This window comes from Streptomyces sp. NPDC048523 (assembly GCF_043199815.1).
In the GTDB taxonomy this organism is placed as follows: domain Bacteria; phylum Actinomycetota; class Actinomycetes; order Streptomycetales; family Streptomycetaceae; genus Streptomyces.
On record NZ_JBICWQ010000002.1, the window covers coordinates 1,090,992 to 1,108,764 of the forward strand.

Sequence of the window (17,773 nt, forward strand, 5' to 3'; positions counted from 1 at the left end):
ATGCCGATGATCGTCGACCCGACGGCGCCGCAGATCACTCAGCCGACTCGCGTCGTCTCTCCCGACGGGTGGTTCGCCGCGATCGTCGATCCACTGTGGGCGGGCGTCGTGCTGTCGGTGGACTACTCCGCCGGCGACGCGCCGCTCGCCGACGCCGCCGAGGTGATGCGCGTTCGGATCGTCCGACAGGACCCGGCCGCAGCCGTGCCGGTCGCCGTGCGCAGCGGCGACACGGCATGGGCGGTCGAGGGCGCCGGCACGGCATACGACGCCGAGGCGCCCCTCGGCGTCGGCGTCGTCTACACCGCGACAGCGATCTACGCGGACGGCAGCACGGGCCCGTCGTCGAGCCTCGCCGTCACCGTGCCGGCTCCCGAGCCGGGCGACGACCGCGATCTGTGGATCAAGTCGCTCGACGAGCCGGCTCTGTCCATGCGCGCGATGCTCGTCGACTGGTCGGGGGCGACGGCGGCCGGCCGGCAGGACTCTGCCGACGTCGCCGGCAGCCCGTACCGGGCGGTCGCGTACGACGAGCACGCGGCCGAGTCGGTGCAGATCGTCGTCGACGTCGCGCCCGAGGACGTCGACCGCATGCGCGCGCTGCTGCGGTCGGGCGTGCTGCTCGCGCAGGCGAGGCCGGCGTACCTCTTCCCCGACAGCTTCCACGTGCCCGGCGATATCACCGGGCCGACGCCGACCGGCAAGCTCGGCTCGTCCGAGGGGTACCGGTTCGGCTGGACGATCGACCCGGTCGAGCGGCCGGACGCGACCGGGCAGCCGATGCGGCTGCCGGGTTGGTCGTGGGACGTCGTCGCCGACCGCTTCGCCACATGGGACGCGGTCGCCGCTTCGTACCCGTCGTGGGCGTCGCTGTCGACGAACGGCGTCACCTGATGCTGCCGCTCACCCCCGAGGCGCAGCGGGCGATCACGGGCGCCTCGCGGCGGCCGCGGCGGGCCGAGTGGTCCGTCGACGGCGGCCGCACTTGGAACCCGGCGAAGGTCGGCGACAGCGAGGTACGCGGGGACCGCAACGCCGAGTGTCGCTACAGCGCTTCGGCCGAGCTGCTCGGCGTTCCCCGCGGCCGCTACGGGATCAACTCGGCGATCACGCAAGTGCGGCTGTGGCAGGGGATCGCGGGCCCGCGCATGGACCCGTATTGGGTGCCGGCAGGTGTGTACGTCGTCGACGGCGTCGAGCGCACGGCGCTCGGCGCCTCGGTCGATCTGCTCGGGCTCGAGGACTCGATCAGGGGCGCGAAGTTCCCGACCGCGCGGACGATCGCCGCGGACTCCGCGGGGGCGATCGTGCCGACGCTCGTCGGCGAGGCGCTGCCCGGTCTGCCCGTGTCATGGCGGCCGGGCGTCGACCCCGACACCGCAGTGCCGCAGTTCGTCGTCGACGAGGATCGTTGGCAGGCGCTCAGCTCGGGCACCGACAGCTCGGGCAACTCGACCGGGATCGCCGCGGCGATCGGCGGCGAGTTCTTCTGTGACGCCCGGGGCATCCCGACCATGGCACCGGTGCCCACCCTCGACGACCCGGTCGTGTGGCGCATCCCGCACGGCGTCGCCCTGGTCAAGCCGGCCGAGCGCGAGTCGGCCGAGGGGCTCGTGAACGTCTGGGTGATCTCGGGTGACGCCGGCGACGGCGCGGCCGCGGTCGGCCCGGTGTTCGCGTGGGACGACAACCCGGCGAGCGTTACGTACGCCGGGCCCGACCCGATCGACGACCCGCTCGCCCCGCAGCGTCTCGGTATGCCGTGGGTCCGGCTGCGCGTCGAGCGGTACTCGTCGGCGCTGATCACCTCGGCTGCGCAAGCGGACGCAGTCGGCCGGGCGAAGCTCGCCGACTCGCTCGGCGTCCAGTCGGCGATCTCTTTCACCTCGGTCTGTCACCCGGGGCTCGAGCCCGGCGACGTCGTCGAGGTCGAGGTGCGCCCCGGTGAGTGGCAACGCCACATCATCGACTCTCTCTCGTACAGCCTCGGCGGCGCCTCGATGAGCTGCACGACCAGGACGACCGCCCGGAGGCTGAATTGACCAGCGAGGCAGCGCGTGCACTCGGGGAAGATCTCGCCCTCGCGAAGGGCGCAACGACAGGATCGGGCATCGTGTCGGGCGAGGTCATCGACGTCACCGATACGGGCGTGAACGTGTCCGTGTCCGGGGCGCTGCTGATCGACGTGCAGTGTTCCGACTCGTACCGCAACAGGAACGCGGGCGATTGGGTCGCGGTGAAGCTCGGGGCGAAGCCCGTCGTCATGTGGCGACTCGGCGCCGACCCGGGCCCGCTGGATGAGGACACGATCAAGGCGCTCTCGAAAGAGGTCGCCCTCGACGAGCAAGTCGTGCGGGCGGCAACGTGGGGAACGGCGGCGCCGAGCGGCTCGGGGTGGCAACAGGCGACCGTGCCCTTCGTTCGGAAGAACGCCGAGGGAAAGGTCGAGCTGTACTTTCAGCTCGCCTCGCAGTCCGACACGAGCCCGAGCGCTCCCCCCGACCGGGCGCCGAAGCCCGTGACGATCACGCCGACCGATACGGGCACTTGGCGCGGCGGCCGCCCGGATGACTATGCGTCGTACCCGACGCAAGGGGACTGGACCGGGCGGGGCAACCGGCGCGGCGCCTTCTTCTACGGCTCGAAGATCACCGACGCGTGCTCGGGCAAGACCGTGTCGAAGATGACGGTCAAGTTCACGCGGCGCACCGGCTCGGGCGTCAACGCGAAGCGGCCGCTTCACCTGTACCTGCACAGCTACAGCTCAGCGCCCTCGGGGCAGCTCAACCTCGGCGACGGGCCCGAAGATCTGCTCTCCCTGTCGGTCGGTGCGACCGGCTCGGCGACGCTGCCGGCGTCGTGGCGCTCGGCGCTCGCGTCCGGCTCGGCGAAAGGGCTCGCGATCTACGCGAGCGGCAGCCGCGACTACCTCAGTCTCAGCGGCGGCGCGATCACCATCACGTTCAGCTAGGGGGCCCTATGGCAACCGTCGGATACGCGAAACTGCCGATCCCCGGGGGAGGTGACGCACCGGTAGGGCCCGGCTCCCTCGCCGAGCTCGGGCTCGCGATCGACCCGCACCTAGTGCAGCACGTCGTCGACAAGGCCGAGCGCGACTCGCAGTACGCGAGCGCGCCCCTGCACACGGTCGTCTCAGCCGAGGACGGGTCCACATGGGTCAAGACGAGTGCGACGTCTAACGTCTGGGCGACGATCTACGAACCGTTGCCCGCATGGCGACCGGTGTCTCTGGCGAGCGGGTATCAGGCGGGCGAGTTTCAGCCGCAGGTACGGCTCATGGGTCAACGGGTGCACTTGCGCGGCCGCATCGTCCGCACCGACGGGACCGTGTTTCCCGTATCGGGAGTCAAGATCGGCGACGTCCCGGCCGACTGCCGCCCTGCGACCTACGCCTCTTGGGCCGGCGGGTCCGGGATCTCAGGCGACCCCGTCGTCGGCGTGGGGCGCGTGGAGGTTCTCGGCGACGTCTCGGGCTCCAGCCTCGGCGGTGTCGGCTCGATCGTCTGGTTCTCCCAAGACGGTAGCGGCGTTCCGTGGGTGGACATCAGCGGCTCGTATTGGAAGGACTGACCGCGCGGCATGACTCTCTACACCTACGGCGGCACCGCCGACACCGTACTGACTACCTCGACCGGCGACGTCGTGCCCGACTATCCCGTCGACGTGCGGGTCGCCGGCACCGGGCAGTCAGTGACCGCCCTGTACGAGTCCGACGGGACCACACCTATCAGCGGGCTACGGTCGAACCCGGCCGACAGCGAAGCGCCCGGCGCTATCCGTACGTTCATGTGCGAGTGGCCACAGATCGAGTACGTCTACAACGCGACCGGCGGCCGCACGGTGACGTGGTATCAGGCCGGCCGCGAGGTACCGATCGAGGCGTTGCAGACAGCGACGAGCGCCGCGAGCACCGCCGCGGCCGCCGAGGACGCAGCGACGGCAGCACAGAGCGCAGCGTCGAACGCTTCCGCGGCCGCGGAATCGGCGACCAGCCTCGCCGATGCCGCACAGGATGCAGCCCAACAGGCGGCGCAGGACGCGAGCGAAGCGGTCGCCGCAGTCTCGTCGCGGCTGCCGACTGCCGCGACCGTCGACACGCTGCCGAGCATCGTCTACGACGCGCACCGCGGCGGCGCCGGCGAAGCGCCCGAGAACACCCTCGCCGCACTGCGGGGCGCGATGCCGTGGGCCGACGTCCTCGACCTCGACTCGCAGGTGATCGGCGACGGTACGCCCGTGCTCATGCACGACAGCACCGTCGACCGCACCACGAAGGCGAGCGGGAACGTCTCCCTGTACAACGCGGCGCAGTGGGGGCTCATCCGCTCGGACCCGTCGGCATGGTTCGCCGCATCGGCGCCCGATCTGCCGCTGCACACAGTCGAGCAGATCCTCGACGACCTCGGCGGCCGCCGCGTGATGACCGTCGAAGCGAAGAACGCGGCCGGCGTGACCGCCCTCGCGAACATGATCAAGGCTCGGCGCCTCGAAAGGGCCGTGCTGATCAACACGAACGATCCGACCGTGATCCCGACGATCAAGAACGCGGGGTGTCTGGCTCACCTGTGGCGATCGGCGTCGCAAATGGCCACTGACAGCGCCGCCACGATCAAGGCGAGCGGCGCCGATCTGCTCGACCTCGATATCGCCGGCACTGACGCGCAGATCACGGCGGCGATCGCACAGGGCTACCCGCTCGGCGTGTGGGCGCACACTCTCGTACGCCGCAAGGAACGCGACCGGGCGCTCGCGCTCGGCTGCCGCGGCATCATCACCGATTACCCCGGCTATGTCAGCGGCCGCGTGGCGCGGCGCACGGCGAGCTCGTTCTCGTCCGGTCAGTGGGGCTACGGCTACGTCTCGTCGGGCGCCGCGCGCCCGGTCCTCGACGCGTCCGGACGCATCCCACTGTCGCCGCCGGCGTCGAGTGCGGCCGCCGACGCGGTCGTGATGCTCGCCGGCGAAGTGTCGCCGGCTCCTGCCACGACCACGATCGACGTGAAGTTCTCGTTCCCGGTTGCCGGCTCGACGGGATGGTCGTTGTTCTCCGTGCACCTCGGCGCCGACGACGACGCGACCGTGCTGTCGGGAACGTCGATCCTGCACAACGGCTACACCTGCCAAGTCTCCAACGACCGCTCTCTGCGCATCTATCGCGACGACAAAGCGGCCAGCACGTCGACGCAGCTCGCGAACACCGCGACCGGTACGGCGCTTTCGGCAAACACCACGTACACGCTGCGCGTCGTGATCACGGCGACGCAGATCACGCTCTCGGTGCCCGAGGTATCAGGGCTGACGATCACAGTCACCGACTCGACGTACCGGGTCCCTTGGTACCTGTTCGTCGGCCGTAACTACACCTCGACACAGACCGGGCTGATCTACGTGCAGAGCATCACGACCACCTAACCCCCATAGGAGGCAGACATGCCCGTACCTACCGTCGGTCAAGTCGTGCTCGTCCCGATGGACCAGGCCGTCAACAACGGCGCCGACGTCGCCCCGGCGATCGTCTCTCACGTGTGGTCGGAAACCTCGATCAATGTCCGCGTGATCGAGGACGGGCCGCGCATCGAATGGCGGCAGTCCCTCGAGTACACCGACGACCTCGGCACCCTCGACCGCGGCGAACTCTACTGGTGGACATGGCTGCCGCAGCCGGCCGCCGACGGCGGCAGCTCGACCGACCCGGCGCCGACTGACCCGGGGACGACCGACCCCGCTGCCTGATCACCGCTCATCATCCGACGCCCCGCGAGGGGCTTTTTTCATGCCCGGAAGAGAGGGCTCACCCATGGGTGACACAGAACGGCCGATCCCCGATCGGCTCGCCGACCAGCACGAGCAGGCGCAGCACCTCACGCGTACCGGCAACGGGCCGACCGTGCCGAACGAAGAGGAGTTGCTCGCCGAGGCGCACGGCCCGGCCGACATGGCGGGGTTCTACACCGGGCCCGAGCTCGTCGACCAGGACGCCGAGCCGGCCGCCGACGTCGACGGCGAAGCGGCCGACCAGGACGCCGCCGACACCGCGGGCGGGGGCGAGTCCGCATGAGCCTCGAGGGAATGATCGCGGCCGCCGAGAAGTCGCTCGGGCTCGGCGAACCGAACCACATCCAACAGTGGTACCGCGAGCGCAACGGCAGCGCGTACAACTATCAGTTCCCGTGGTGCGACGCCGCCGTGACGTACTGGGCGACGCAGGCCGACGAACGCGACGCCGTGCTCTTCGGGACCGACTTCGCGTACACGGTGGCGCACGCCGCCCGCTTCAAGGCGGCCGGTTCATGGCACGCCATGACGAACGGGATCAAGAACAGCGGCATACGCCGCGGCGACGTGATCTTTTTCGACTGGGGCGGCTCGAGCGAGATCGGCACGATCGACCATGTCGGGATCGTCACCGGCGTCTCGGCCGACTACCGGTACGTCTACACGATCGAGGGCAACAGCCTCAACGTGTGCGCGCGGCGCGTACGGGTCGTCGCCGATATCGCCGGGTTCGGCCGCCCGAAGTACAAGCCGGCGCCGAAGCCGGCGACCGGCAGCTCGTCGGACACGAAGCGGCCGCAGGTGTCCCTCGCGAAGCTCGTCAAGGCGTCGAAGGTCGACCCGCCGAAGCGGGGAACGCCGGTCAGCTACGCGCCGACGAAGGTCGTCGAGCAGGCACTCGTCGCCGAGAAGCTGCTCGCCGCCGGCTACGCCGACGGGCATTTCGGCACCGCGACGAAGTCGGCGTACTCCCTGTGGCAGCAGCGTTGCGGATTCCACGGGACCGAGCCGGGCGGCGACGCCGACGGCACGCCCGGCGCGACGACTCTCAAGAGGCTCGCCTCGAAGCACGGGTTCGACGTCGTCGCCTGATCTTGCCCGGCCGCCGCTGGGCGGCCGGGCTCACCCATCACCGGAAGGGGGCGGCTCATGCCCGCTCTGTTCGTATCGTTCATGCGCACCGCCGTGCCGTTCGTCGTCGGGTGGCTGCTCACCCTCGCCGTGCGAGCCGGGATCGAGATCGACTCTGCGACCGTCACGGGCGCGGTGACTGTCGGGCTCGGCGTCGCCTACTACTTCGTGTTCCGGCTGCTCGAGTGGCTCGGCGAGCGACTGCCCGGTACCGCGCTCCAGACGGTTGCGGGCGTGCTGCTCGGGTGGGCGCGGCCGCCGTCGTACCCGAAGTGGCAGGCGCTCGAGCCGGTCGACTCGACGCCGCACACCGGGCAGACCGGCAACGGGTGACCTCGGCCGTTCGGCCGCAGTCACACCCCGCACAACCGGAGGTAGCGCGTGGACGCTGCGACGCTCAGCGCGGTCGGCGCGATCGTGGTCGGGCTCGCAGCGGCCGGCGCCGCGCTGATGGGACACCGCGGCGCGAACGCCGCACAGCAGTCGGGCGCTGTGCTCGGCGGTTACTCGACGCTCGTCGACAACTTGCAGGAAGAGCGCGACAAGTTGCAGACGAAGATCGTCGAGAACGAGCGGCTGCTCGCGGCCGCGTACGCCGAGCTCGCAAGTGAGCGAGCCGATAAGGCGGCGCTACAGGGGCAGATCACGACGCTCACGGCCGAGAACGGCCGGCTGCGTGAGCGGATCGTCGAGCTAGGAGGACAGCCCACGTGACGCGCACTCAGGAAGCTCTCGCGCACCGGTGGCGATCGCTCGCGGTCGCTGCCGTGCTGCTCGTGCTGTCGGGGGCGGTCGTTCTCGTGTGGCTGCGGATCGACGCCGAAGCGGGTCGGGCCGAAGCTCTCGCGGCCGAGGCCGACTTGCGAGGCGACGCCGTGAGCACGCTCGCCGGCGACGTGCGCGTGCTGCGCGAGCAGATCAAGGCCGAGGGCAAGACACCGGCCGCCCCGGACCCTTCGCGGGCGGTCGAGAACTTGCCCGACCGGGCCGAGGTACCCGTACCGATCCCGGGGCCGGCGGGCCCGCGGGGGGCGAAGGGCGACCAGGGCGAGCCGGGCCGCAACGCGAGCCCGTCCCCCGGTCCGGCGGGACCGCAGGGCGACCAGGGCGAGCCGGGCGCGACCGTGACCGGGCCCGCGGGCCCGCCGGGGCCGACCGGACCGGCGGGCCCGCCCGGTGCGGACGGGCAAGACGGCGAGGACGGGCAAGACGGCGAGGACGGGCGCGACGGCGTCGACGGGCGCGACGGGCAGACGTGTCCCTCGGGGTACAGCTTGCAGGCACCCGATTGGGACCCCGACGCTCTCGTGTGCCGACGCGACGGCGCCCCACAGCCGAGTGACCCGTCGCCGTCGCCGAGCTCTTCGCAATCGCTGCTCGGTCTACCGGCCGAGCGACGCCGCATTGCATGAGCGTGCGCCCCTGTCTGGCCTCACGGCCGGGCAGGGGCGTTCTTTTGCATTCTGCTGCCGTTGACGGCAGCCGTACTCTGGCGATACGGCACCGGCACGTGAAGGAGCGGCATGGACTCGTCCGGCGAACTCAGCACAGGTGAACGGATTCGGATGCTGCGGGAATCCCGTGGCCTTACCCGCGAGGCACTTGCGCAGATGTGCGGACGCGGCGTCGAGTGGCTGAAGAAGATCGAGACAGGCGAGCGTGAGCTAAGGCATCACACGCTGCTCGTGCGGCTCGGCGCCGCGCTGCAACTCTCGGATCTCTCAGCGATCACCGGGGACGCCAACGGCCCGGCACAACCCGTACAGACGGGCCGGCTCTCTCACCCCGGGCTGCCCGACGTATGGGCCGCTGTGATGAATCGCCCTCTGTCCCTCGGCGCACCTGCACGTCGACAGCCGTTCGACCCGGCCGTACTGCAAGGCCGCGTTGATCAGTCTTGGAACCTGTGGCACACCTCGCAGCACAACCGATCGGAGGTGACAGCGCTACTGCCCGACCTGATCCGCGACGGCGAGGCAGCAGTGCGTTCCCTTGACGGCACCGAGCGGCGTGCCGCCCTGGTCGCCCTGTCGGATATCTATCGGCTCACCGGGCAGGCGACGGCGTACGTCGCTCCGGCCGAACTCGCCTGGGTCGTCGCCGACCGCGCGCTTACCGCGGCGCAGGAAGCAGACCGACCGGACGCGATCGCCGCCGCGGCATGGAATCTCGGCAACATCCTGCGAGAGACGAGCTACCCCGAGGAAGCACTACGCGTCGTCACCGAGGCGGCCGACCTGATCCGCCCGCACCTCGACGGCTCCCCGGACGACTGGCGAGGCGTGTACGGGGCGCTACAACTGCACGCCGCCGTGACTGTCGCCCGCGACGGCCGCGAAGGCGACGCGTGGCGCTACTGGGACAAGGGCGACCAGGTCGCGAAGAGTCTGCCCGCTTCGTACGTGCACCCCTCGACCGTGTTCGGCCGCGCCAACGTTGACTTCCACGCGGTCAGTGTCGCCACCGACCTACGGAAGTCGGCGCGGGCGATCGGGCTCGCCGACGACATCGACCCCGACGTGATGCCGTCCGTCGAACGTAAGGCCCGACTGTGGGTCGAGGTAGCACGCGGACACCTGCAACGGGGCGACCGTACGGCGGCGCTGATGGTGATGAAGATGGCGTACGAGATCGGCGCCGAAACCGTCGCGTACACCCCGTCGGCCCGGTCCGTGGCTGCCGATCTGTGGCGGCACGCCCCTCGCGCTATGCGAGGCGAAGCGAGCCGGCTCGCCGAGTCGATCGGGGTCCCGACGGCCGTCTGACCAGGGGTACAGGTTGGGACAGGGGTACAGTCTGTACCCGTTACCGGTCGGTAGTCGCTTTACGGTACGTCACTCAGCGACTACCGACCGGGGGTCACAATGTCCCGCTTACACGCATCGCTGCGCCGCGGCTCGACGCCCGCTTGCGACAGGCGAACGGGCGAGGTTCGCGTACCACTCACCCTGTACGACCTCGACGAGCCGCAGGATTATCCCGACCTCGTGCTCGCGCGCGCCGAGGCCGAGGCGCTCTTCGCGCAACTGCGCGCCACCCTCGTACTGGTTCCTGAACAGCAGCCGCCGGCACGCCCGGAGGTCGTCAGGTGACCGAGGAGCCGCGCAAGATCACCGACGCCCGCCTCGCGTCCGGCGGGTTTAACGGGTTCACGCCGCTGAACTGGGTCAGAGAATCCGGCGGCAAACCAACCGGCGCACTCGCCGCGTGGGAACGCGGTGAACTCGCCGAACTGCCCGTCGGCAAGGGGTGGGACGTCGTCCGTCTGCCGCGCGCGATCGGTTGGAAGGTCGTAGCGCACATGCGCGCCGCCGACCTCGCCGTCGGGCCGGCACAGCACACCCCCGACGGCGTCGACGTTCTCGTGCCGGTCGGGTCGGCCGCCGAGTGGCACCTGCCCGACAGCGAAGTGCTCACCGAAGGCGCGCTCGTCGCCGTGCCGCACCCCGCGACCGTCGCCCCCCACACGCTTAGGGCGCACTCGTGGATCGTCTCGCCGCGCGACGGCGGGCCGCTCACCGACGCCGACATGCTGCACGAGTCGTACGCCGCGGTGCTCGCAGCGCTTCACATGGAAGGCGCCCGGTGACCGCTAACGCTGCTGTCGAGCCCGTGACGCTCGACCTGATCGTGTTCCTCAACGTGCGCACGTGGATCGGCCAAACACAGAGCGGCGAGCTCTACCCCGCGCTCATGCTGACGTACCCGGCGCAGCGGGCCGAGGGCGTCGACCCGGGCGTCGTCGAGCACACCATGCGCCGAGTCGCGGTGTCGCTCGGCGGCGCCCCGGCCGGCTCGCCCGTCCCCGAGGTCGGCGTGCGTCTGGGCGTGCGGGGGGCCGAGGCGCTGATGTGGTTCCCCGGCTGCTCGTATGCGCTCAAGATCGCCCGCCCGCCATGGGTGCGCGCCCTCGAGAGTTGCGGCCGCGCGCTGCTCGAGGTCGGGCTCGACGAGCTGTCGACGGTCGCCTCGGTCGCCGAGGTCGACGAGTACCGAGAGAGTCAGTACGGGCTCGGGCGCATGCACCTCGCCCTCGCGGACGTCGGCCGGCGCCCCCTCGAGTTGCGGGTCGGGGGTGCCGAGTCGTGAAGGCGTGCACGATCTGCGACGACCAGATCAAGCCCGACGAGCCGCACAAGCGGCACAGGAGCAGCCGACCGGATGAGGACGACCGGCCCACCTTCTTCACGCATGACCGCTGTCGGCAGCGCCCCACGGTCGTACCGTTCATCGCGACGTGGTCGAGCGAAAAGGCGATCGCCGCGCCGACCGTCGTCCCTCGACTGACGGGCGGGATCGGCTACGTGGGCGAGGTGCCCGACGACCGCGAACGCGGGGTGCTCTGGCAGCGCTCCCTCGATCTGCGCGGCCGCGGCCGCCCGCTGTACGCCGAGGTGCATCCCGGCCGGCAGCGCCTCGCGATGCGGCACGAGCTGTGCCAGGTGTGCGGCGAGCCGGCCGACAGGGACGACGACGGCGTGCTGTGGCTGCTCGAGGACCGGCGTAGCGACTGGAAGGGGTGGCCGCACGATTTGACGACCACTCACCCGCCGATCTGCCGGGCGTGTGTTCCGATCGCGCGTGCTCAGTGTCCGCACTTGTGGCGCGGCGCTGTGGCCGTGCGGGTCGGCCGGTCCGAGGTGTGCGCCGTTCATGGGCAGCGGTACGCCCCTGGGGCGTTCGGGCCGCGGCGTGTCGGAGGTGACACGGTTCTCTTCGGGGAGCAACCGGCGATCGACTGGACGATCGCGTCACAGCTCGTCCGCGCGTTGTACGACTGCACGTTCGTCGACCTCGAGCACGAGCTCGCTCGGCGCTCATAGACAGGGGCGGTCGGCGGTGACGTGCTCCCCCTTCGTAACCCGCCGGCCGCCCCGCATCACCGCGTACCGAAGTTTTGACCCGACCAAAACGATCACAACGTTGTCGATCGGTGCCACACACAGGCATCGTTACTGGCGGGTACGCCCCGCCCCCCGCACGGGCGTGAAGGCACACTCGCGCGAGGTTCCGACTCCGTCCAGATGGCGGAGCGCGCCCGGCCGCCCCGGCGCCCTACCATGGGCGACCGGGGCGGTTTCGTGTCTCTGACCAGGAACGATATCCGGCCAGAGTTTCCGTCAGAGCCGCGAAAATGAGGGCAAGCGCTTCGGCGATTTTCGTTCGCGAGCGACCTGCGAAAACGCAGGTGAGCACATCGCTTAGGCCCGCGCACCTTCTAAGCGCTTGGCCGCAGGTTCGAGTCCTGCCGGGGGCGCACCGCTACACATCGTGTTTCCCCAGTCCGGATGGGCCGTACGGCCTACCGATGGCTCCTTCTTGCAGCAGAGGCGCGTTGCGGCGGACATGCCGTCGTGCGACCGGCATCGGGCTCGGGCGGACCAGCACCGCCGGAGCCGACATCACGGAGCCGGCCCCCGGCACCACCTCGACATCACGCCCCGCCTGGGCGGCCGAGATCATGCGCGACCGCCGCTGACAGTGCCACGGCGTAGAGTCGATCACCTGAGCGGATCAAGCCCGGACCGGATCACGCAGGGGGAAGGACCGACATGCGTCTGCACTGTGCCGTGCTCGACGACTTCCAGCGGGTGGCGAGCGAGTTCGCCGACTGGTCTCCGCTCGCGGACCGGGTCGACGTCGTGTGCCACGACACCCACTTCGCCGACGAGGACGCCCTGGCGGCCGCGCTCGCCGACGCCGACATCGTCGTCACCCTGCGCGAGCGCGTCCCCTTCCCCGCCTCCCTCATCGCCCGGCTGCCCCGGCTGAAGCTGCTCATCGCCTCCGGCATGCGCAACTCCGTCATCGACTACGCGGCCGCCGAGGCACACGGGGTCACCGTCTGCGGTACGGCGAGCTCCTCGACCCCGCCGGTCGAGCTGACCTGGGCGTTGCTGCTCGGTCTGGCCCGCGGGATCGTCGAGGAGAGCAACGCCCTGCGCGCGGGCGGTCCTTGGCAGAGCACCGTAGGCGCCGACCTGCACGGCCGCCGGCTCGGACTGCTCGGCCTCGGGAAGATCGGCGGCAGGGTGGCACAGGTCGGGCTCGCCTTCGGCATGCAGGTCAGCGCCTGGAGCCGGAACCTCACGAAGGAGCGCGCCGACGAGGTGGGCGTAGAACTCGCCCCCTCCCTGCCCGACCTCCTCCGCGCCGGCGACTTCGTCTCCGTCCATCTCGCCCTCGGCGACCGCACCCGAGGTCTGCTCGGCCCCGCCGAACTCGCCCTCCTCAAGCCCGGCGCCTATCTGATCAACACCTCCCGTGCGGCGATCGTCGACCAGGACGCGCTCGTCGCCGCCCTGCACGAGGGCCGGATCGCCGGAGCGGGCGTCGACGTCTTCGACACCGAGCCCCTCCCCGCCGACCACCCGATGCGCACGGCACCGCGCCTGCTCGCCACCCCGCACCTCGGCTATGTCTCGCAGGCCAACTACACGACGTACTACGGCCAGGCCGTCGAGAACATCCAGGCCTACCTGGCGGGTTCCCCCGTACGACGGCTGACCGGTCCGAGCTGATTTCCCTCGCACGCCAGAGCGATGCCCGGTCCCCCACCGCAGAAAGGGTGATCCCCACATGAACGCCGTTACCAGGAGTGAGCCTCCGCGTTGAAGGGGGAGTGCGACGGCGCGTCCTGCCGCCGCACTTACCGAGTCAAAAGGAGAACGTGATGTCTCGCATCGCGAAGGCAGCAGGAGTCGCCCTCGGCGCCGGTGCCGTGGTCATCGGCGGCGCCGGCCTGGCCCTGGCGGACGCCAATGCCGAGGCCGCCGCCATCGGCTCGCCCGGCGTCCTGTCCGGCAACGTCGTCCAGGTTCCGATCCACATCCCGGTCAACGTGTGCGGTAACACCGTCAACGTGGTCGGCCTGCTGAACCCGGCCTTCGGCAACACCTGCGCCAACATCAGTGGCGGCGACAGCCACAAGGGCAACCCCGGCCCGGGTGGGCACAGCGGCTACGGCGGCTGATCGTCCTACGCGGCACAAGAGCCCCGGCACCTCGAGCGCCGGGGCTCTCCCCATGTCCGGGACCATGTGCGGGACCATGTGCGGGCCCACCTCCGCGGGCCCGCCACAGGTCTCAGGCGTACCGGTAGATCCCGCTGACGTCCTCGAGCTGATCCGGCGTCACGTTCCACGGCGGCAGCTTCTCGTGCCGCGCCACGACCCGCTCGTACTGGTCGCTCGCCGGGCCGGGCGGCCTCGCCGGCAGATAGCGGGCGCCGCCGTGCCGGCGCTGCCAGCGGTACCAGCACAGGTCGATGAAGGCGTGGTGCAGCCAGAACACGGGGTCGTTGACGGACGCGCCGCCGACCATGGCCCCGCCGACCCAGCGGTGCACCCGGTTGTGGTTGCGCCAGGCGGCACTGCCCCGCCCGCTCCCCCACCCCTCCAGCTTGTTGCGGAAGCCCTTGGTGACCGTCGAGTTCCAGGGCGAGACGTCGTAGACGGGGTCGGCGAGCGCCCCCTCCAGCTCGGTTTTGGTCGGCAGCGCGAGAGGAGCGGCGGCGTGCCCGAGGTCCCGGGTGAGGAACCGCCCGTCGGTGACGCCCTCCGTGAGAGTCCAGTTGCCGCTCGCGTAGGCGAACGGCCCGGTCATCACCTGGCGGTCCGAGCGCCTCCCGTTGCCGCCGAGGAGGTCCTTGGTCCAGGGCACGGACGTCGTCCCACGGTCCCGGGTCCAGTCCCAGTACGGCACCGTCACCGACGGGTCCACCCGGCGCAGCGCCCGCTCCAGGTCCAGCAGGAAGCGGCGGTGCCAGGGCAGGAAGGAGGGCGCCATGTGGGCCGTCCGCAGACCGTGCTCGCCGTCGGAGACGTAGTACTGGATATGGGTGCGCACGAACTCGTCGTACTCGCCGCGCCGTTTCAGCTCCAGCAGGGCCTTCACGAACCGCCGCTTCTCGGTGGCGGTGAGGGTGCTGACGTCCTTACGCGTGTACACCATGGTGTCCCCCCATGTGTGCGTCGCCCGCCATGGTCCCCAGGTCGCGCAGCCGCTGCCCGGGCCCCAGCTCGTCGACGGCCGCGCGGGCCGCCTCCAGCGGGGTCGGGTACGAGCGGTAGTGGTCGACCATGCTCAGCCAGCCGCCGTCGGCGCGGCGCATGAGGTGCAGCGGTCGGCCGTCCACGGTGACCTGCCACGGGACGGCGTCGGCGGGGTACCCGGCGGTGATCATCCGCAGGCCGCGGATGCGCCGGCCGCGATGGATCTCGTCGAAGTCGAAGGCCGGGTCCGCGGGGTGCGCGGCCCGGTGCTCGGGCCGGGAGGCAGCGACGACGGGGGCCAGCGCGACGGCCGCGGCCGTCGCGAGCAGCGCGCGCACCGCGTCCCGGCGCGCGGTGCGCACCGGCCGGGGTCTCACCGCCCCCGTTTCGGCCCTCGCCACTCCCCCACCGACGCTGACGACCATCGTGTACTCCTCGTCCGGTTCCGATGTACACAGCCGTAACCGCCCGAGGGCCCCCGTGGTCACTCCTTCGGCCCAGGCGGTCCCGGAAGGCCGACGGGCCCGGGCCGCCATGCCCCGGGCCCCGGCCCTCGTGCCGAACCGCCGAACCGCCGAACCGCCGAGCCGCCGCGTCGCCGCGTCGCCGCGTCGGCGCGACCCTAGAGCCCCGGTCCCATACCCAGGTCAGCGCCGGGCACCGTCTGCAGGACCGGGGCGAGGATGCCCACCTCCGGGAGCTTCGTGTCCGGCAGGCCCATGTGGTCGGGGTTCGGCCGGGTCAGCGGGGCGTCCACGCTCAGGCCGGGCGCCAGGGTGCGCAGATCGGCGGCGGGTACGCCGACTCCGACGTGGTCGAAGTCGTCTCCGAGGACGTGGGGCACGGGCGCGCGCAGGCCGGCGCCGGGCAGGCCGCCGGTGAGCGGCACCTGCGGGACGGTACGCGCCGGAAGGAGCCGGCCCTCGACGAACTGCGGACCGTCGGGCTTGCCCGGCCGCGGCAGCGGGATCTCCCCGCTGAGGCTCGGCAGCTCCATGTTGAGGTTCTTCTCGGCGGCTTCCAGCGGCACCGGGACGGGGACTGTGCCGACCGCGGCGGCGGGCGCGGCGGCGGCACCCATGGCGGCCGCGACGCCGGCGACGACGGCGGCAAGGGTTCGGGGGGTCGACTTCATGGCAGGTGCGGTCCCTTTCAGGGTTCGGGGGCTCAACGTCCGTACCGCGTAACGATCCTGGGGCGGTCACCAGCGCAAGAATCCCCCGGGTGCCGCAGTAGTACGACGAACCGACAGCGGCCGGTCAGCTCGTCCAGAAGTCCCACCAGCGGGTCAGGATCAGCACTCCGACGATCCCGGTGTGCAGCACCGGTGGCACCCAGGCGAACTCGTCGAGGAACGCCCTGAGCGGGCCGGGCGCGGGCAGGAACCGGTGGCGTACGGCGTGCGCGACGACGTACCAGAACAGCAGGATCGTGGCGACCCACGCCAGACAGCACCACAGGCACAGCGCGTTGATCCGGTACAGCGACTCGAACTGCAGCCACGACACGAACCCGACGCCGAACAGGCAGCCGGCCGCGAGGGCCAGCCAGTACCAGCGGGGGAAGCGGGCGCCCGCCAGCAGGCTCACGCCGACGCAGATCACCATGCCGTAGGCGACCAGGCCCAGCATCGGGTTGGGGAACCCGAAGGCCGCGGCCTGGTCGCTCCGCATGACGCTGCCGCAGGACACCACCGGGTTGAGGCTGCACCCTGGGGTGAAGTCCGGGTCCTCGAGCAGTTTGAACTTGTCGAGCGTGATGACCCAGGAGGCCAGCAGCCCGGCCGTCCCCGTGATCACCAGCAGCAGGGCGAAGGCGCGGCCCGCGCCCGCGGGTTCCCGCGGGTGCTGTCCCGGGGCGGTCACGGCGTCAGGCGCGCAGGCTGCGGGCCGGCAGCACGATGTGCGCGGCGGCGTCCAGGGTCTCGTCGGCGTTGACGAACTCGGCGAGCGTCGCCGGGGCGACGGACTCGCCCGGCGCGGCCTCCGGCCAGGCCCGGGTGGTGAAGATCAGGTAGGCGAAGCCGCGTGCGTCGACCGCCGCCAGCCACTCCGGCGGCACGGTGCACTGGACGTTGAGCCGCGGCATGGTGAGGACGGCCTGGCCCGCGACGACGAGCAGACCGACCGGGAGACTGGGCCTGGCGATGCCGTCGACCAACTCCCGGCCGACCGGCAGGCCGTTGTCCCTCAGCAGCTGCTCGACCGCTGCGGACGTCGTCTCCGGACCGCCCTCGGCGTTCCCGAGGGAGCAGACCAGGAGGTGGGGGATGTCGACGCCGCCGGCGTTCTCCCCGCTCCAGGGCAGTACGACGATCGTGCCCAGGTCGGCGGAGCGGAAGGGCCGGGTTTCGCTTGAGGTTGAGGTCACCGGGCGACCTTAACGACGCTCCGGACGGCCGCCTGACGCGTTCTCACCCGTGTGGCCGATGGGCCGCCGTCCGTCCACACGAACGAGGGACGGGCTCGAACAGCGCGAAGGGCCGATCCCATGGCCCGGACGGCCACCACGGAATCGGCCCCATTCCCGGACGGATCCGGTGCGGGGAAAAGCGGAGTCAGCCGCCCACGGGAAGTACGCCGACAATGCCGCCGTCGTTGTTCAGGTCCTCGGTCGCGCCCTTCACGGTGTTGAGCACGGAGTCCTTGTTCTCGGTGTCGAGCGCGTCCGACTGGTGCTGCAGCGGCATCACGTCGATGGGACCCCTGGTGAGCGCGTTCACGGCGCCGTTGAGGCTGGTGGGCGTGAGGTCGGCGTTGTTGTAGGCGAACGCGGGCGCTGCGGCACCGGCGAGGACCAGGGAACCGGCAACGACAGCAGCGGCCTTCAGGGACTTCATCGTGTTCCTTTCTT

General features: G+C 71.0%; 24 protein-coding genes. 18 read left to right on the forward strand and 6 right to left on the reverse strand.

Features of this window, described 5'->3' with window-relative positions; all coding sequences use genetic code 11:
• The 18 genes from ACGFWE_RS13970 to ACGFWE_RS14055 all read left to right on the forward strand — a co-directional run bounded on the left by ACGFWE_RS13970 (position 1) and on the right by ACGFWE_RS14055 (position 13,900).
• A complete protein-coding gene (locus tag ACGFWE_RS13970; RefSeq protein ID WP_393600002.1) occupies positions 1-894 on the forward strand; it encodes a hypothetical protein in 894 nt (297 codons plus the stop codon).
• Positions 861-2,042, forward strand: coding sequence for a phage tail protein (locus tag ACGFWE_RS13975; protein ID WP_393600003.1), 1,182 nt, complete (start codon positions 861-863; stop codon positions 2,040-2,042). Before ACGFWE_RS13970 ends, ACGFWE_RS13975 begins: the two co-directional genes overlap by 34 nt.
• Positions 2,039-2,971, forward strand: a complete 933-nt coding sequence (locus ACGFWE_RS13980) for a hypothetical protein (protein ID WP_393600004.1) — start codon at positions 2,039-2,041, stop codon at positions 2,969-2,971. Before ACGFWE_RS13975 ends, ACGFWE_RS13980 begins: the two co-directional genes overlap by 4 nt.
• An 8-nt stretch (positions 2,972-2,979) precedes the next feature.
• On the forward strand, positions 2,980-3,591 hold the full coding sequence (locus tag ACGFWE_RS13985; protein WP_393600005.1) for a hypothetical protein: 612 nt from the start codon (positions 2,980-2,982) through the stop codon (positions 3,589-3,591).
• 9 nt (positions 3,592-3,600) lie between these two features.
• Positions 3,601-5,433 carry a glycerophosphodiester phosphodiesterase gene (locus tag ACGFWE_RS13990; protein WP_393600006.1) on the forward strand — a complete coding sequence of 611 codons (1,833 nt, stop codon included), beginning with the start codon at positions 3,601-3,603 and terminating at the stop codon, positions 5,431-5,433.
• An 18-nt stretch (positions 5,434-5,451) separates the two neighbouring features.
• Complete coding sequence (locus ACGFWE_RS13995) at positions 5,452-5,754, forward strand: hypothetical protein (RefSeq protein ID WP_393600007.1); 303 nt, start codon at positions 5,452-5,454, stop codon at positions 5,752-5,754.
• 64 nt (positions 5,755-5,818) lie between these two features.
• Positions 5,819-6,079, forward strand: coding sequence for a hypothetical protein (locus ACGFWE_RS14000; RefSeq protein ID WP_393600008.1), 261 nt, complete (start codon positions 5,819-5,821; stop codon positions 6,077-6,079).
• Positions 6,076-6,888, forward strand: coding sequence for a CHAP domain-containing protein (locus ACGFWE_RS14005; RefSeq protein WP_393600009.1), 813 nt, complete (start codon positions 6,076-6,078; stop codon positions 6,886-6,888). The genes ACGFWE_RS14000 and ACGFWE_RS14005 overlap by 4 nt, the downstream gene beginning before the upstream one ends.
• 57 nt (positions 6,889-6,945) lie before the next feature.
• On the forward strand, positions 6,946-7,260 hold the full coding sequence (locus tag ACGFWE_RS14010; protein ID WP_393600010.1) for a hypothetical protein: 315 nt from the start codon (positions 6,946-6,948) through the stop codon (positions 7,258-7,260).
• A 48-nt stretch (positions 7,261-7,308) separates the two neighbouring features.
• Positions 7,309-7,641 carry a hypothetical protein gene (locus ACGFWE_RS14015; RefSeq protein ID WP_393600011.1) on the forward strand — a complete coding sequence of 111 codons (333 nt, stop codon included), beginning with the start codon at positions 7,309-7,311 and terminating at the stop codon, positions 7,639-7,641.
• Positions 7,638-8,339 (forward strand): collagen-like protein, encoded by a 702-nt coding sequence (locus tag ACGFWE_RS14020; RefSeq protein ID WP_393600012.1) that lies wholly within the window; start codon positions 7,638-7,640, stop codon positions 8,337-8,339. Before ACGFWE_RS14015 ends, ACGFWE_RS14020 begins: the two co-directional genes overlap by 4 nt.
• A gap of 111 nt (positions 8,340-8,450) precedes the next feature.
• The gene (locus tag ACGFWE_RS14025; protein ID WP_393600013.1) at positions 8,451-9,692 is read left to right on the forward strand and encodes a helix-turn-helix domain-containing protein; all 1,242 of its coding nucleotides are present in this window, start codon (positions 8,451-8,453) and stop codon (positions 9,690-9,692) included.
• A gap of 99 nt (positions 9,693-9,791) precedes the next feature.
• Positions 9,792-10,019: a hypothetical protein gene (locus ACGFWE_RS14030; protein WP_393600014.1), complete on the forward strand. Its 228-nt coding sequence runs from the start codon at positions 9,792-9,794 to the stop codon at positions 10,017-10,019.
• On the forward strand, positions 10,016-10,516 hold the full coding sequence (locus ACGFWE_RS14035; RefSeq protein WP_393600015.1) for a hypothetical protein: 501 nt from the start codon (positions 10,016-10,018) through the stop codon (positions 10,514-10,516). Before ACGFWE_RS14030 ends, ACGFWE_RS14035 begins: the two co-directional genes overlap by 4 nt.
• Positions 10,513-11,016 carry a hypothetical protein gene (locus ACGFWE_RS14040; protein ID WP_393600016.1) on the forward strand — a complete coding sequence of 168 codons (504 nt, stop codon included), beginning with the start codon at positions 10,513-10,515 and terminating at the stop codon, positions 11,014-11,016. Before ACGFWE_RS14035 ends, ACGFWE_RS14040 begins: the two co-directional genes overlap by 4 nt.
• Entirely contained in the window at positions 11,013-11,750 is a 738-nt protein-coding gene (locus tag ACGFWE_RS14045; protein ID WP_393600017.1) for a hypothetical protein, read from the forward strand. Before ACGFWE_RS14040 ends, ACGFWE_RS14045 begins: the two co-directional genes overlap by 4 nt.
• 729 nt (positions 11,751-12,479) lie before the next feature.
• Complete coding sequence (locus ACGFWE_RS14050) at positions 12,480-13,448, forward strand: D-2-hydroxyacid dehydrogenase family protein (protein WP_352384096.1); 969 nt, start codon at positions 12,480-12,482, stop codon at positions 13,446-13,448.
• A gap of 152 nt (positions 13,449-13,600) precedes the next feature.
• Entirely contained in the window at positions 13,601-13,900 is a 300-nt protein-coding gene (locus ACGFWE_RS14055; RefSeq protein ID WP_352384098.1) for a chaplin, read from the forward strand.
• 112 nt (positions 13,901-14,012) lie between these two features.
• Here the strand turns inward: ACGFWE_RS14055 and ACGFWE_RS14060 are convergent, their stop codons facing one another.
• The 6 genes from ACGFWE_RS14060 to ACGFWE_RS14085 all read right to left on the reverse strand — a co-directional run bounded on the left by ACGFWE_RS14060 (position 14,013) and on the right by ACGFWE_RS14085 (position 17,759).
• The gene (locus tag ACGFWE_RS14060; protein WP_393600018.1) at positions 14,013-14,879 is read right to left on the reverse strand and encodes a tyrosinase family protein; all 867 of its coding nucleotides are present in this window, start codon (positions 14,877-14,879) and stop codon (positions 14,013-14,015) included.
• Positions 14,863-15,345: a tyrosinase cofactor gene (locus ACGFWE_RS14065; RefSeq protein ID WP_393600019.1), complete on the reverse strand. Its 483-nt coding sequence runs from the start codon at positions 15,343-15,345 to the stop codon at positions 14,863-14,865. The genes ACGFWE_RS14060 and ACGFWE_RS14065 overlap by 17 nt, the downstream gene beginning before the upstream one ends.
• Positions 15,346-15,542: 197 nt before the next feature.
• Positions 15,543-16,055: a hypothetical protein gene (locus ACGFWE_RS14070; RefSeq protein ID WP_352384104.1), complete on the reverse strand. Its 513-nt coding sequence runs from the start codon at positions 16,053-16,055 to the stop codon at positions 15,543-15,545.
• Positions 16,056-16,179: 124 nt separating this feature from the next.
• Positions 16,180-16,785, reverse strand: coding sequence for a vitamin K epoxide reductase family protein (locus ACGFWE_RS14075; RefSeq protein ID WP_393600020.1), 606 nt, complete (start codon positions 16,783-16,785; stop codon positions 16,180-16,182).
• Positions 16,786-16,789: 4 nt separating this feature from the next.
• Positions 16,790-17,290 carry a DUF5949 family protein gene (locus tag ACGFWE_RS14080; protein ID WP_352384108.1) on the reverse strand — a complete coding sequence of 167 codons (501 nt, stop codon included), beginning with the start codon at positions 17,288-17,290 and terminating at the stop codon, positions 16,790-16,792.
• A gap of 187 nt (positions 17,291-17,477) precedes the next feature.
• Positions 17,478-17,759 (reverse strand): hypothetical protein, encoded by a 282-nt coding sequence (locus tag ACGFWE_RS14085; protein WP_352384110.1) that lies wholly within the window; start codon positions 17,757-17,759, stop codon positions 17,478-17,480.
• Positions 17,760-17,773 lie beyond the last annotated feature (14 nt).